The sequence below is a fragment of the Bacillus sp. SCT118 genome (assembly GCF_058566435.1).
This window is the reverse complement of record NZ_CP191225.1, coordinates 1,631,534-1,645,818: the sequence shown is the minus strand read 5'-3', so window position 1 is coordinate 1,645,818 and position 14,285 is coordinate 1,631,534. Positions and strand designations below refer to the sequence as shown.

Sequence of the window (14,285 nt, the reverse complement as noted above, 5' to 3'; positions counted from 1 at the left end):
GAAAAAAGAAAAAGTTTCAGTTACTCATGAAAAAATAACGCCCTCCACAAGATGCCGTTTGTGGCGTTATATATGTGTGAAAACTGCTGAAACGGCAAAGGATTTTGGCCTTTTCCAAGTTCCACCGTATACCCTTCCTTAAAATAATGGTGAATAAACCAATCACGAAATCCAGCATAGCTGTCTATATCCCTTACTCCCTTATAAATGTTCCCGCTTAACTCCTCAAAATCCTTTATGACGGCAGCAGATTCCTCAGGCTCAAGGCCTTTATAGCCCCAATAAATTTCTTCTCCTTGAGTATGAAGAGCCAGCAGTCTGTCAGGCGGATTCTCCGTGATCAGCCGGTACATCGCAATAGATTCCGGCTCCGTAAGTGGAGAGATTCCCGGAAAATCGCGGTAGCTGGGTGCTGTCGGTTTTCGGTATTTTTCAATTTCCCATAATGATGGAAATTGTTTATTTAAATCAACCCCGTTTATATTCGCCTTCCATTCATTAAAATTCGGACGATGTTCATTTAGCCTTTCGAGCTCATCTCTTCTGGCTCCCATGACTTCTGATCCGTTTAAAACAAGATCAACGCCATCCGGATTGACAAAAGGAACGAGGGATAAGGATGTGCTGTTAAACAGCTTTATGGGAGAAAAGCCAAAGAAAGGCGAATTGCAGCATAATGACATACAGTATTCCTTAAACCATTTTAGCAGGACAGACGTTGTAATCCACTCATTCGCATGAAATGACGCGTTCATATGGACCTTTTTTACGGCATGCTCCCCACCAGCCTTCAGCTCCCAGATAGGCCTGCCGAGTACAGAACGGCCAATTTCCCGGCATGAGACAAACGGAAAAACATCAATAATCTTCTTTATTTCCTTTTCAACAGCTGAATCATCATAGATTTTCTCTTGCTCAATCCAGCTATCAGAAAGTTCCAGCTGCCGAGGCTGTAAAAAGCGCTTTATGTCCTGAATGGTTTGAAGCTCTTTGCCGCTATGCTCCTCTATCACATAACCAGGGCAATACAATTGATGTTTTTGTTCGGAGCGATTTGCACTTTTAAGCAATTCCTCGTCTATCTTCAGTTCTTTCGCCACTCTGGCCAAATTGTTCTTGATCGCAGGTTTCACCGTAATAAACGCCATCATCATCCCCCTTTTTTGTTACTATATGACAGCGTATTTAAAAAAAGAAAGCCTCCCGCTCACTTTGACGCGGGAGACATTGTGATTACGATGCCTGATCAAGCATTTGTTTTTCTTTCCGTTTTGACGAATTGTCCAGCCTTTTCTGGTCATAAAATCGCAACAAATCCCCATAAATGATTTCATCAGAAAGTGATAGCTCCTGTTTTGCTTTATCAGCAAATGCTTCACATTGTTTTGTCTCTTCTAACGGTTTTCCCGTCTCTTTGTCATAACACGCACCGTCTGTATAAACAACCTGATCTGTGATAAAACTCCCGTCCCGGAGCACCGTAAAGTCCAGTTTTTCGTCTGAAAGCAGATCGTTGCCGAATTGAATTTGATCTTTCGTATCAATCCCTAAAAGATTCATCAGCGTCGGCCTGATATCAATCTGCCCGCCTACTGTTTCAATGGTTTGCGGCTTTTTATCAGTAATACCCGGAATATGAATGACCAGCGGCACTTTTTGGAGCTGTACCTCTTCAAATGGGGTTATTTCTTTTCCTAAAAACTGCCCCATCGCTTCATTATGGTTTTCTGATATACCATAATGGTCACCATATAATACAATAACAGAGTTGTCGTATAATCCGTCTTCCTTCAGCTTTTCGATAAACCGTTTTAGCGCCTCATCCTGATAACGCACTGTCGGAAAATATTTATTTAGCGTCTGGCTGCTTGAATCATATTCATCAATCAATTGATCCTCTTCATCAAGATCAAACGGGAAGTGGTTCGTCAGTGTAATCAGCCTCGAGTAAAACGGCTGAGGCAGATTTTTCATCAGCTCTGAAGACTGCTCAAAAAACTCTTTATCCTTCAGTCCCCAGCCGACTGAATTTTCGTCAGTTACATCATACGAGTTAATATCAAAAAACGAATCATTTCCAAATGAGTCGTACATTAAATCACGATTCCAAAAGCTCTTATTATTAGCGTGGAGCACCGCTGAATAGTATCCGCTGTTTTTCAAAATTTCAGGAGCGGCCATATATTGATTGCCCGCATTCGTAAAAAACACGGCACCTCGTCCAAGCGGATACAGTGAATTGTCCACGATAAATTCAGAATCCGAGGTTTTCCCCTGGCCTGTTTGGTGGTAAACATTATTAAAGTTGTAGCTCTGTTTTATAAAGTCATTCAGAAAAGGCGTGATTTCTTCTCCATTCAATTTTTCATTAATCACGAAGCTTTGCGTCGACTCTAAGGATACGAGAATGACGTTCCTTCCTTTTGCAGCGCCGAATAAGCGTTTGTTGGCATCCTTCGCATTAGCGGTTACGTAGTTTTCAATTTCCGTCAGGCTGTTGCTGTCTGCCAACGCTCTCTGTGCAGATTGCTTTGACTGAAGAACGCCATCATAAATATGAAAATTAAACAGGCTAATGTTTTTAACAAGCATTTCTCTGTCAAATGAGCGTGTCAATAGCTGAGGTCTTTCCGCCTCAGACAAGCCCAGGTTGAAGAAATAAACAGAAGCAACGAACAAAAAATAAGCCGCCCGTTCATTTTTCGTTGAGGGAATGTCCGATTGAAAAGCTTTTTGCCGGATGTGAAGCCATATTAAAACCGCAATATCTACAGCTAATAGGAGGTCTGTCGGCTCAAGAAGTGTTCCGATGCTGCTTCCGAGATCACCCATATTGCTCGTTTGAAAAAGAACAGGGATTGTTAAGAAATCATTGTAAAAACGGTAAAAAACCATATTTGCCAGCAATACAAACGTGACAAGACAGCTCATCGCGATAATGTAGCGATTTCTGTTTTTGCCTTTTAAAAACAGGCTGAGGCCAAAAATAAGCAACAAAAAACTCAATGGGTTGATAAACAGAATAAATTCCTGTGTTAGATTGTCGATTTTAATATGAAAACTGGTTTTGTAAACAGCATACGTTTTCAGCCACATCAATAAAATGGCAATCAGCATAAATGAAATCTTCGAAAAAAACGTTTTTCGCATTTCAACCTCCTATGCAGCACGCTCAAAAAATCAGTCTATTCCCAACATTCTCATTAACACATCAAATTAAATCTTAACCTGAGCACAACAAAAAATCAATTTCATTTACACAATTTTAACAATTTTGATGTTTCAGCCATTCATTTTTAGCGATCCAAGCGCCTCCGATAACGCCGGCATCATTTCCAAGTGCTGCGATTGAAATATCAGCAGCTTGGGCCGCCCGCGGAAACGCGCATTTGCGGAATGTTTTCTCAACTTTTGATCTCAGCAGTTCTCCGGCTCTCGATACGCCGCCGCCAAGAACGATTTTGGATGGATTAAGCGAGCTTGCCAAATTTCCGAGCACCAAACCAAGGTGCTTGGCTACATAATCAACCACCTCAAGGGCAATTTCATCATTTTCACCCGCCGCTTCAAACACATCCCGCGCTGACAATTGTTCGGTTGCTTTTAAACGTGTCGTCTTTTTAGCATTTGCTATTTTTTCTTTTGCAATTCTTACAATTCCGGTTGCTGAAGCAATTGTTTCGATACAGCCCGTTTTGCCGCAGTTGCAGGGCGCTCCGCCTTCAGGGATGCTGCAAATATGGCCGATTTCTCCGCCGGCGCCATTTATGCCATGTACAATTTCACCATTTGCAATGATGCCGCCGCCAACTCCTGTGCCAAGCGTCACGAGAATGACGTCTTTTGCGCCATCACCCGCTCCCTTCCACATTTCCCCGAGCGCAGCAATATTCGCGTCATTTTCTATAACAGCTGGGATGCCGGTTTCTGTCTCCAGATGGTTTTTTAAAGCATAATTTTTCCACCCTAGATTTACTGTTTCATAAACAACTCCTGCCGCCATATCTACAGGGCCTGGTGCACCCATTCCGATGTATTTGATGATGTGCTTCGGTTTTTGCAGCTCATCCAGCTTGCTGTCGATTGTTTTTGCAATTGTGACAGTAATCGTGTCGCCGGTTTTATCAGTCGGAACTTCCCACTTATGCTGAATTTCGCCATATTGATTAATAAAAGCGAGTTTAATCGTCGTTCCTCCCAGGTCAATGCCCGCAAACCATATCTCGTCCATTTTTATCACCTTAGCCTTTATAAAAATCTCTTCCGTTTTTTGTTTGTTCCAATTCTTTTCGAAGGACAGCTGCCGCTCTGGCCCACTGCTCCTTTTCAATCATGTGGTTCATGTATAATTCCTTTAATTCATCCAGCATAAACTCAATTTCAAGCTCTCTGTCTCCAAAATAAACAATGTGGCCAAACGTTTTTAACAGCTGCTGCACATCATAAAATGTATTCATTTTCCTCACCATTTCTTGAACTTAACTATCATAAGCGTATTCATAAGGAAGCGGTCAGTCAAGAAGAAAACGCTGACAAAAAAGCCAGCCTCCTTTCCATATTCCACCTTTATGATTCTTTATTGTTTTCAATTTGTTGCTGAAGCTCCTTGTAGCGCTGCTCCTTCGGCTCCAATTTTAAAGCCAGCCTGATAGCCTTTTCTGCTTGTGCAAGCTCATTTTTTTCCACATACAATAAGGCTAAATTGTAATATGAGGCATGGTCTTTAGGTTCTTTTTTCACTGCTAGTTCCAAAAGGGAAACCGCCTGATCATATTCGCCGATTTTAATATCAGATACAGCAAGAATTTTCAAAAGATCGGCAGAGGCATCTTTTTGTTCTGCTTCTCCGTTCAGCAATTCTGTTACTTCTTCATACTTTCCTTCCTGATACAGCTCGCTTGCCTGCTGAATCAGCGCTGACTCCTGGTGTGAAGGCGAATGCAATCCGTAATATAAAAATCCGGCAGCCAAAGCAATCAGCAAAACCGCTGACAACAATCTTTTTCCAAAGGCTCTGGCTTTGGGCAACCCCAATGCTGCTGCAGCGAAAAAGCCGCCAATCAAGCCGCCGATATGTCCTGAATTATCAATATTCGAAACCGCAAAACCAAAGCCCAGATTGATGATAATAATGACAATAATATTGGTCCCTATGGTTCTTAAAAACATTTTTCGATTAGACAAAGCAACATACAGTAATGCGCCTAAGCATCCGAATATGGCTCCTGATGCGCCTGCCGAAGGATACGGGCTGAACACAAAACTCGCAATCGAACCCGTAATGCCAGCAGCCAGATAAATCAGCAAAAACCTGCCCGATCCATACATCCGCTCAACCGCTGTACCAACCGACCATAAAGCCAGCGTATTAAAAGCTAAATGCGCTATGCCGATGTGAAGCACAATGGGTGTCAGAAGCCGCCACCATTCTCCTTGTGCAATCAGGCTGTTTTCTTTTGCTCCAAAAGCGACCAGCGTCTCCGTATTAGTGCTGCCTCCGTTTATTTCGAGCAAGAAAAACATCAGGATCTGAAGCGCAATAAATAAATATGTAAAAATCGGTTTTCCGTTTTGAAAAACCGCCGCTTCAGTTTTTCTCTGTTCTTCTTGTTTCAGCACTAGCGAAAGGAAGCGTTCTCGCGCCATTTGCGAGTCTTCAAACGAAATGTGTTCCTCTGTACAATCTTCTGTACGAAATGATGGAAAAACCGCTTGAAGATCATCTCGAAGCATCGTTCCTCTAACGATTGCCGGCTCAACTGACACAGTTCCCTTCTCAAAAGTTTTTTTTGCAATCTCTTCCCAGTCATCAACAGGGGCTTCCGTTGAAAAAAACACATTCAGCAGCTTCATCCTTCGTCTGCCCAATTGATGTCTGACTCGTTCTACTCGTTCGGCCTGCTCTTCGATGTCTCTAACCATTTCTTGACGGAAATCAAGATCGTGCTTATATAGACGAACTAGATCATGAGAGGACTTGTCCGGAGCTTCCAGCCATATTTCATCTGACTCACCGGCTTGTATGACGCCATACCCGCTATTCACCAGGTGCGCCGCAATTTTCCAATATGTATACTCCAGCAAAAACATGTTTACCGCTCCAATAGTTTTTTTTCATTATAACAGCTGGCGCTCCGAAACGCCTACTGAAAGCAAAAAATCCCGTTTTTCACGGGATTTTAGAAAGCTTGCTGTATAAACTTATTGCGGATAAATGGAATTCTTAAAAACAAATGGATAAAAGACCGCCTGATTCCTGGCTGGCTGAGTACAGTATTCATAAGACGGTAGCGATTTTGATAAAACATGACGGCAGAAACCGCGAAAATGGCATATATCAAAAGTTTTTTCATTATATCCCTCCTGCCAATAGGGTTTGTTATTCTACCTTATTTATTCTCGAATAAGGGACATGAAAGTTATGAAAAACAAGAAATAATCCGATCCTCTGTTATCAGCTTATGTACCGGGATGTCATGCGGCAGACTGGGTACGTGCGCAAACAACTGGCACTCCAAAAGCAAAGAGACTGTCTTCCCTTCATATTCACTTAAATAGCGATCATAATAGCCGCCTCCAAAGCCGACCCTAAACCCGTTAACATCAAAACAAACACCTGGAACGATCATCAAGTCAATTTGTGATGGGTTTACTTCTTTTGTTTTTTCAATTACCGGCTCGAGCAGTCCGGCGTAAACGGTTTCGAGCTGATCATCGGTCTGATATGTGCGAAATTGCATTTTCTTCGTGTCCGGATGGCATTTTGGGATGCAAACTTGTTTCCCTTCTTCCCAAGCCTGCTCAATGACAGGACGCGTCGGTATCTCTAATCCTCTGGAAATAGTGACGGCAATGGTGCCGGCATTTTGCCACTCCGGCAGAGAAAACAAGTACTTATACATACGTTCCGTTTTTTGAAGCAGATCTTCATTTGATAAAGCAGACAGTGCCTCCAGCGTCTTTTTTCTTAATTGTGATTTCATCTCTCATCCCCCTCGGAATAGAAAAAAAGCCAGAACCTTTTTCAAAGCTCTGGCTTTTTTCTTACACCTCAAACAGCAAGGCTGTTATTTTGTTTCACGGTGTAACGTAGATTTTTTATCACGTGGGCAATATTTTTTAAATTCAACGCGGTCTGGATTGTTGCGTTTGTTCTTTTTAGAAATATAGTTACGCTCACCACATTCAGTGCAAGCCAAAGTAATATTAACGCGCATTATTTTCCCTCCAAACTAAAATCATTTACTTATTCAGACTTATATATAATACCACTATAATGGACGGAATGCTAGGCTGTTTTTCAATGAATTGCTGAATTATTGAAGATACGCTCATAAAGCTGCAAATATGATGACATAATGAGTCGGGGGTGGTGGAGCTTGAACACTTGTTGTCTGCCAGCTTCTTTTATCCGGCGGGCTTTTTCCCGGTCTTTAAAAAAACTGTCCAGCAGATCAGCCGCTTCCTGTACGAGCGTAAAATCAGCGATGATTGCCGTTTTGTCATGAACGGCATAATCACAAAAACCACCCGACTGAGAAACGACAGTCAGCACACCTTGTTCCATGCTTTCTTGCGCGGCAAGCCCAAACGGTTCATAAGAACTAGGGAAAACAGCCATTTCACATTGAGACAGTAACGTTCTGATGTCTTTCCTATTGAGAAACGGCAGGAACATGACGCGATCCTTCAGGTTATATGCCGCAGCCAATTTCTCATAGCAGGACAGCGACGGCCCCTCCCCAGCCAGCACAAGATAGAGGTCAGGCTGACGCTGCTTCAAGATGGCAAACACCTTTAACAGCTGCGAAAATCCTTTTTCCGGAACAAACCTTCCATATGAAAAGAGAAATCTTCTATTCATGCTTCTTGGGATTTTCCCCTTCTCTTCCTCCATCGATACAGGACTCGGGATAACGGTTAATTTTTTATGTGCCGCCTTATCAAGAGACCGCTTCATAAATGTGCTTAATACGATCAATGCATCAGCGGATTCAATAAGGAGCCGTTCGGTCTTGAGCCTGTATGGGTGTGGGGCTTCTCGGCACACCTTCTTCCTTTCGCTTTCAAGGCCGTGGATTGTCGCAGCAAGCGGAAGACCAAGCCGTTGTTTCAAATACTGGGCGGCAGGGGCTGTTGTGTCATCATGGGCATGAATCAGATCAAAGCGTTCATTGCGTGATAACACATGGCGAACCATTGTAAAGTTAGCATCAGCTATGTAATCTTCAAACTTCGCATACGAAAACAGCTGCCCGCTCGGAGTACAAACCGTAATGTTGATTTGAGGGTTTAAATAGGAAATGAGGCGGTTTAAATGCACACCGAGCCCACTTTTCGGCTCATCGGGATGTTCGGGTGAAAGCATGAGAATGTTCACCGTTCTCTCTCCCCTCTCCCATAACAGGTGTATGCAGAAAATTGCTCCTCCCATCTGGTGTGCGCTTCCTCAATCTGAAAGCTGCTTATATGACGAATCCCATTTTCATCAAGATAGATGTCGTCTGTACCGGCAAGCTTGAGAGAGACATTCATTGAATTCACAATTCTGTATTCAGCCCGATATACAGCATCACCAGCCGCCTGTCTAATCGTCCATTCGCCTTTATCATACGTTGTGCGTTTTGTCCTGACAGCTTCAATGTCTTTTCTTTTGATGACAATGCGCAATTCTTTTATCATATCCTGCGTTTTTTCGAAAAGGACCGCTTCAGCCAGCCGCATTGTTTCTTCTGAGATTTCCCAGCTTACGGTCAAGGTGTGAGCGTTTTGAATGATCATGTCGAATGTGTCCCTAAAAAAGGAAAGCTTATGTCGTATATTATAGGGAAATGGGTGTTTATCCATGGACTCCTAACATTCTCCTTTCCAATCGTTCACTTCGTGTTCCTATTAAACCATTACATAAAGAAGAAGCAAAGAAAGATTTCTCGACAAAATCTCGTTTTTTTCGCGAATTCCTTTAGAAACTATTGGTTTTATGGTATAAAAAAGAAGGATAAAAAAAGAATAGAAGGTGATGAAACGTGGAAATTGCTATTATTGCGTTGTTTATCGTCAGTATAGCGCTAATTGCATTCTCATATTCTCAAAGAGACCCGATGAAAGATGTAGAACAGGAGCTCGAAACACTGCAGCTTTCTGCGATGCAGGAAATTTACAAGCTCAAAAAGAAAATGACAGTGCTTGAGGAAGAATTACTGGAAACAAACCTTGTCATTCGCAAATCAAAGCAGAACGACATCAATCAAAAAATCGCTAAACAAATACTTTCTAAATATAATAACGGTATGTCAGCTGAAGCGATTGCTAAAGCTGAGCATGTATCAGTGGAAGACGTGAATACGATTATCAAAGATAATGAGAAGGTGCTCGTATGACAAAACGGGGCATTCAGGCATTTGCTGGCGGCATCATTTTAGCGACAGCCGTTCTTGCAGCTGTTTTTTATCTGACTGACGAAGACCAGGCCGCTGCTGTAAAAGATAATAAAACAGTAACTGAACAAGACGTGAACAATTACCTTGATTCTAAAAAAATGGTTTCTGTGAACCGTGATGAATATCAAAAACTTCTTGATTCAAAAGAGAAATCGTTGACCGATGACAGCAGCTCAGACACGAAAACAGACAAAGTCAAAACGTACAAGCTCAAAATTAAAGATGGCATGAGCACTGCGGATGTATCTGCTATTCTTGAAAAAGAGGGCATTATCTCTTCGGCTCAAGACTTTAATGACTATGTCATTGATGCCGGCTATCACAAAGAAATTCGTGCCGGCGAGTTTAAAGTAAAATCAGACATGAGTTTCAAAAAGATCGTAAAAACGTTAACACGATAAAAAAACAGGCTGACTCAGCCTGTTTTTTTTCATCCAAACTTTCCTGAAATGTAATCGAGCGTTCTTTGGTCCTTCGGGTTAGAGAACATTTTATTCGTATTGTCGCATTCAACAAGCTCGCCCATGTAGAAAAAGGCGGTTTGATCAGAAACCCTTGCTGCCTGCTGCATGTTATGCGTGACAATGACAATTGTGTATTTATTTTTCAGCTCTAGAATGAGTTCTTCAATTTTTCTCGTTGAGATTGGATCTAGTGCAGATGTCGGTTCATCCATCAACAAAATATCAGGATTGGTCGCAAGTGCTCTGGCGATGCAAAGACGCTGCTGCTGGCCCCCTGACAGCGAAAGAGCGGACGTATGCAATCGATCCTTCACCTCATCCCATAATGCCACGTCTTTTAATGACTTTTCCACAATTTCTTGAAGCTTCTTTTTATTTTTGGTGCCGTGGACTCTCGGTCCGTAAGCCACATTATCAAAAATAGATTGCGGAAACGGATTCCCTTTTTGGAATACCATGCCGATATTTTTTCGCAAATCCACGATGTCCACTTTATCCTTTAAAATGTTGCTGCCATTATAGTTCAGCTCACCTGCAAGCTTTACATTCGGCGTCATTTGAATCATTAAATTCAATGTCTTGATAAAGGTCGATTTCCCGCATCCGGATGGCCCGATAATCGCCGTAACCTCATTTTCATAAATGCTCAAATTGATATTTTTTAAAGCATGATGCTGTCCATACCATAAGTTCATTCCATTGACTTGATAGACTTCCTGTTTCATTACAGCTTCGGTAGCAATACTCATTGCCGCCCTCCTATCCGAATTTCCCGTTAATATAATCCTCTGTCTTTTGCTTTTTCGGACTCGTGAAAATCTGTTCGGTCTGTCCGTACTCTACAAGCTCTCCGTTTAAAAAGAATGCCGTCCGGTCAGAAACCCGCAGAGCCTGCTGCATATTGTGCGTGACAATAATAATTGAGTATTCTCTTTTCAATCCTGTAATTAATTCCTCTATTTTTGCATTTGAAATCGGATCAAGCGCTGAAGCTGGTTCATCAAGCAGAAGAACAGCCGGCTTCATCGCAAGCGTTCTCGCGATGCATAAACGCTGCTGCTGGCCGCCGGATAACGAGAGTGCTGATGAATGTAAACGATCCTTCACCTCATCCCAGAGCGCTGCTTTTGTTAAACTTTCTTCCACAATTTCATCTAAAACGGCTTTATTCCGCTCTCCGGCATATTTCAATGCATGTGTGATATTCGCATAGATCGATTTCGGAAATGGATTTGGTTTTTGGAAAACCATTCCGATTTCTCTTCTCAAGCTGACAACGTTAATATTGCCGCCCAATATATTTAATCCCTCATAAAGGATTTCACCTTCCGCTCTTGCAGATGGAATTAAATCGTTCATTCGGTTAATATTTCTCAAAAAAGTGGATTTTCCGCATCCCGACGGCCCAATTAAAGCAGTCACCGCATTCTTTTCAATATCCATGTTTACATGATGAACCGCTTGTTTATTTCCGTAAAAAATAGACAGATCTTTGACTTCAAGCACGTGGTTCTGCTTCGGAACAATAACAGCTCGCTCAGGTTTTTCTTTTACCATTTGTTCAGACATGTTTTTCGCCTCTTTCCGTTCTAATTAGCCGTAAGCTTTTTGTAGATCATCGTGCCAAGCCATCTCGCTGCGAGATTAAACACAAGAACAGAAATCACCAGCACGGCAGAACCACCGTTGGCAATCGCTTCAGCATCCGGAATCATTCCTTGTGTATTGACGTTCCAAATGTGGACCGCAAGTGTTTCAGCGGGCCTGAAAATATTAAGCGGTGATGTTTCCGAAAACGGGTTCCACTCCGTAAAATTAAGACGCGGTGTTGTCAGGCCTGCCGTAAATAATAATGCGGCCGCTTCCCCGAACACCCTTCCTGACGCTAAAATTGCTCCTGTGATAATAGAAGGAATCGCACTTGGAATCAAAACCGTTTTTACGGTATGCCAGCGTGATACACCTAAAGCGAGAGAGGCTTCCTTCAGATCTTTAGGGACTGAACGGATCGCGTCTTCTGTCACACGCACCATGACAGGAAGGTTAAAAACAGTTAACGCAAGCGCCCCGCCTATGATCGTATATCCCCAGCCTGTTAAGTTGACAAACATCAATAATCCAAACATCCCAATGACAATAGACGGAAGAGATGAAAGCACCTCTATACATGTTCTGATGAAGTCAGTCACTTTGTTATTAGGCGCGTACTCAGCCATGAAGACTCCGCCGCCCACACCGAGCGGGATTGTAATCAGCATTGTAATAAACAAAATATAAAAGGAGTTAAACAGCTGATCTCGTATGCCTCCTCCAGCTGCAATGGCGCTCGATTTTGTTGTAATAAATTGAAAACTGAGCTGAGAAACACCGTTTATAATAATATAGGAAAACAAACCTACTAAAATGGCAGCGATAATGGCTGCACACAAACCAAACATTCCGGTCGCCAGTTTATCTGTTATTTTGCGGTTCATTACACTTTCCTCCTAGATGACAAGTAGCGAATAAGCAGGATGAACAAGAATGACATCACCAGAAGCACAAGCCCCATTGACCAAAGCGTATTGTTTTCAACGCTTCCGTATGTGGTGTGGCCCATATTCAGCGTGATGATCGTTGTCAGCGTTCCCGCAGTGTCAAACAGGCTTTCCGGCAATACTCTTGTATTTCCAATGACCATCTGAACAGCCAAAGCTTCGCCGAACGCCCGAGCCATGCCTAACACAACAGCTGTCATCAATGTTGGAAAAGCTGCAGGCACAAGTACTTTTCTGATCGTCTGCCATCTTGTCGCACCAAGCGCGTAAGAACCCTCTCGTAAACTCTTCGGAAGAGAAGCCATTGCATCAGCAGAAATCGATGTGATCGTCGGCAGAATCATGACGGAAAGGACAATCGTTCCCGCCAATAAACTGTGCCCTGTTCCGCTCGATTTGAACTGGGCGATAAACGGCACCAATACTGTAAGACCTATGAATCCATAAACAACAGATGGAATACCGACTAAAAGCTCAATTACCGGCTGCAGCACTTTCTTTCCCCAATTCGGGGCAATCTCTGTCATAAAAATCGCACCTGCAATGCCAAGCGGCGCAGCGATTAGAGCAGAAAGAATCGTTACTGCAAATGAGCCAAAAATAAATGGCAGCACTCCGTATTTCGGATCACTATCTGTAGGATTCCAATTTAAGCTCGTTAAGAATTCAATTGGGCTTACACCATTTACAAGAAAAGATTGCAGCCCCTTCACGCCGAGGAAAATGGTGATTGCAACAGATGCCGCAATCATAATCAGCGCACATGCTGTCACAATCATTCTTCCCCGAACTTCATCCAATTGCCGATTTTGCCTTGAGCTGATTAGACGCTCGCTCACAGACATATTTTCTCTATTGTTTATCATTGTTTTACACTCCTATGAATGTGTTAAGAGGAGAAACGGTTGTCCCCGCACTCCTCTTTTTATTAAGATCAGCTTTGCTTCCCGTTGGCATCGCGTGTCACTTTCATATCAGTAACCGGAATGTAGCCTTGGTCAGTAACAATGCTTTTTTGAATGTCTTCACTCTTTAGATAATCAAGAAATTCTTTAGCTAAACCTGTCGCTTCACCTTTTGTATAAGAATGCTGATAAGCCCAGATCGGATACTCGCCAGTTGCTACATTTTTCGCTTCAGGTTTAACACCGTCAATAGATAGAGCAGTTACTTTGTCATCTGTTAAATATGAGAATGCAAGATATCCAATCGCTCCCGGAGTATCAGCAATGATCTTTTTCACCGTGTTGGAGGAATCTTCAGTAATGCCTTCTGCAGGCTCCGCTCCGTCAAGCGCATATTTCACAAATGTAGCACGTGTGCCAGAAGAATCAGGACGGTTTACAAGTGTAATCTTTTGGTCTTTGCCGCCGAGCTCTTTCCAGTTTTTAATTTTGCCAGTGAAGATTTTTTTCAATTCTTCTTTTGAAATATCCTTCACACCAGCATCAGGGTTTACAGCTGCTGCCATACCAACTACAGCGACTTGATGATCGACAAGCGCTTTTGCATCGATGCCTTCTTTTTCTTCAGCAAAAACGTCTGAATTCCCGATCTGAACAGCACCTTCAGAGACTTGAGAAAGCCCTGTTCCAGAACCGCCAGCTTGTACCTGTATATCAGCATCAGGGTTTTCTTCCATAAATTTTTCCGCGGCTGCAAGTACTAGTGGCTGCATAGCCGATGAACCAGAAATGGTTAAAGAACCTGATGCCTTTTCTTCTCCTTTTGCAGAATCGCTATTCGATTTTTTACTTTCTCCTGCATTTCCGCATGCAGCTGCAATCATCATAAAAGCAGCCATCAGAAGCATAAGCATCAATTTGTTTTTTTTCATTTCCTGA

General features: G+C 42.6%; 17 protein-coding genes. 2 read left to right on the top strand and 15 right to left on the bottom strand.

Annotated features, from left to right (window positions below):
- Window positions 1-20 precede the first annotated feature (20 nt).
- From ACQVGT_RS08450 to ACQVGT_RS08405, 10 genes are all read right to left on the bottom strand, one after another.
- Window positions 21-1,151: a M14 family metallopeptidase gene (locus ACQVGT_RS08450; RefSeq protein ID WP_080030677.1), complete on the bottom strand. Its 1,131-nt coding sequence runs from the start codon at window positions 1,149-1,151 to the stop codon at window positions 21-23.
- Between the two features lie 82 nt (window positions 1,152-1,233).
- Window positions 1,234-3,150: an LTA synthase family protein gene (locus tag ACQVGT_RS08445; protein ID WP_015384097.1), complete on the bottom strand. Its 1,917-nt coding sequence runs from the start codon at window positions 3,148-3,150 to the stop codon at window positions 1,234-1,236.
- 115 nt (window positions 3,151-3,265) lie between these two features.
- Window positions 3,266-4,231, bottom strand: coding sequence for a glucose kinase GlcK (gene glcK, locus ACQVGT_RS08440; RefSeq protein WP_003230132.1), 966 nt, complete (start codon window positions 4,229-4,231; stop codon window positions 3,266-3,268).
- A gap of 10 nt (window positions 4,232-4,241) precedes the next feature.
- Complete coding sequence (locus ACQVGT_RS08435) at window positions 4,242-4,457, bottom strand: YqgQ family protein (RefSeq protein WP_004399107.1); 216 nt, start codon at window positions 4,455-4,457, stop codon at window positions 4,242-4,244.
- A gap of 109 nt (window positions 4,458-4,566) precedes the next feature.
- Window positions 4,567-6,090: a rhomboid protease YqgP gene (gene yqgP, locus ACQVGT_RS08430; protein WP_015384098.1), complete on the bottom strand. Its 1,524-nt coding sequence runs from the start codon at window positions 6,088-6,090 to the stop codon at window positions 4,567-4,569.
- Window positions 6,091-6,179: 89 nt separating this feature from the next.
- Window positions 6,180-6,353, bottom strand: a complete 174-nt coding sequence (yqgO, locus tag ACQVGT_RS08425) for a protein YqgO (protein WP_003230126.1) — start codon at window positions 6,351-6,353, stop codon at window positions 6,180-6,182.
- 66 nt (window positions 6,354-6,419) lie between these two features.
- The gene (locus ACQVGT_RS08420; protein ID WP_015483437.1) at window positions 6,420-6,983 is read right to left on the bottom strand and encodes a 5-formyltetrahydrofolate cyclo-ligase; all 564 of its coding nucleotides are present in this window, start codon (window positions 6,981-6,983) and stop codon (window positions 6,420-6,422) included.
- A gap of 84 nt (window positions 6,984-7,067) precedes the next feature.
- Window positions 7,068-7,217 carry a 50S ribosomal protein L33 gene (gene rpmG, locus ACQVGT_RS08415; RefSeq protein WP_003153056.1) on the bottom strand — a complete coding sequence of 50 codons (150 nt, stop codon included), beginning with the start codon at window positions 7,215-7,217 and terminating at the stop codon, window positions 7,068-7,070.
- 83 nt (window positions 7,218-7,300) lie between these two features.
- Window positions 7,301-8,380: a glycosyltransferase family 4 protein gene (locus ACQVGT_RS08410; protein WP_015384100.1), complete on the bottom strand. Its 1,080-nt coding sequence runs from the start codon at window positions 8,378-8,380 to the stop codon at window positions 7,301-7,303.
- A complete protein-coding gene (locus ACQVGT_RS08405) occupies window positions 8,377-8,847 on the bottom strand; it encodes a hypothetical protein (RefSeq protein ID WP_041517938.1) in 471 nt (156 codons plus the stop codon). The genes ACQVGT_RS08410 and ACQVGT_RS08405 overlap by 4 nt, the downstream gene beginning before the upstream one ends.
- Window positions 8,848-9,026: 179 nt before the next feature.
- On the opposite strand from ACQVGT_RS08405, the gene ACQVGT_RS08400 reads away from it, so the two are divergent.
- Both ACQVGT_RS08400 and ACQVGT_RS08395 read left to right on the top strand, forming a co-directional pair.
- Window positions 9,027-9,380: a hypothetical protein gene (locus tag ACQVGT_RS08400; protein ID WP_003245993.1), complete on the top strand. Its 354-nt coding sequence runs from the start codon at window positions 9,027-9,029 to the stop codon at window positions 9,378-9,380.
- Window positions 9,377-9,841 carry an endolytic transglycosylase MltG gene (locus ACQVGT_RS08395; protein ID WP_014480272.1) on the top strand — a complete coding sequence of 155 codons (465 nt, stop codon included), beginning with the start codon at window positions 9,377-9,379 and terminating at the stop codon, window positions 9,839-9,841. Before ACQVGT_RS08400 ends, ACQVGT_RS08395 begins: the two co-directional genes overlap by 4 nt.
- A 29-nt stretch (window positions 9,842-9,870) precedes the next feature.
- Here the strand turns inward: ACQVGT_RS08395 and pstB (ACQVGT_RS08390) are convergent, their stop codons facing one another.
- From pstB (ACQVGT_RS08390) to ACQVGT_RS08370, 5 genes are all read right to left on the bottom strand, one after another.
- Complete coding sequence (pstB, locus tag ACQVGT_RS08390; RefSeq protein WP_014480273.1) at window positions 9,871-10,653, bottom strand: phosphate ABC transporter ATP-binding protein PstB; 783 nt, start codon at window positions 10,651-10,653, stop codon at window positions 9,871-9,873.
- Between the two features lie 10 nt (window positions 10,654-10,663).
- The gene (gene pstB / locus ACQVGT_RS08385) at window positions 10,664-11,473 is read right to left on the bottom strand and encodes a phosphate ABC transporter ATP-binding protein PstB (RefSeq protein WP_015384102.1); all 810 of its coding nucleotides are present in this window, start codon (window positions 11,471-11,473) and stop codon (window positions 10,664-10,666) included.
- 20 nt (window positions 11,474-11,493) lie between these two features.
- Window positions 11,494-12,378 (bottom strand): phosphate ABC transporter permease PstA, encoded by an 885-nt coding sequence (gene pstA, locus ACQVGT_RS08380; RefSeq protein ID WP_003230103.1) that lies wholly within the window; start codon window positions 12,376-12,378, stop codon window positions 11,494-11,496.
- Window positions 12,378-13,307 (bottom strand): phosphate ABC transporter permease subunit PstC, encoded by a 930-nt coding sequence (gene pstC, locus ACQVGT_RS08375; RefSeq protein WP_014477352.1) that lies wholly within the window; start codon window positions 13,305-13,307, stop codon window positions 12,378-12,380. Before pstC ends, pstA begins: the two co-directional genes overlap by 1 nt.
- 68 nt (window positions 13,308-13,375) lie before the next feature.
- The gene (locus tag ACQVGT_RS08370; protein ID WP_015384104.1) at window positions 13,376-14,278 is read right to left on the bottom strand and encodes a phosphate ABC transporter substrate-binding protein; all 903 of its coding nucleotides are present in this window, start codon (window positions 14,276-14,278) and stop codon (window positions 13,376-13,378) included.
- Window positions 14,279-14,285: the final 7 nt, after the last annotated feature.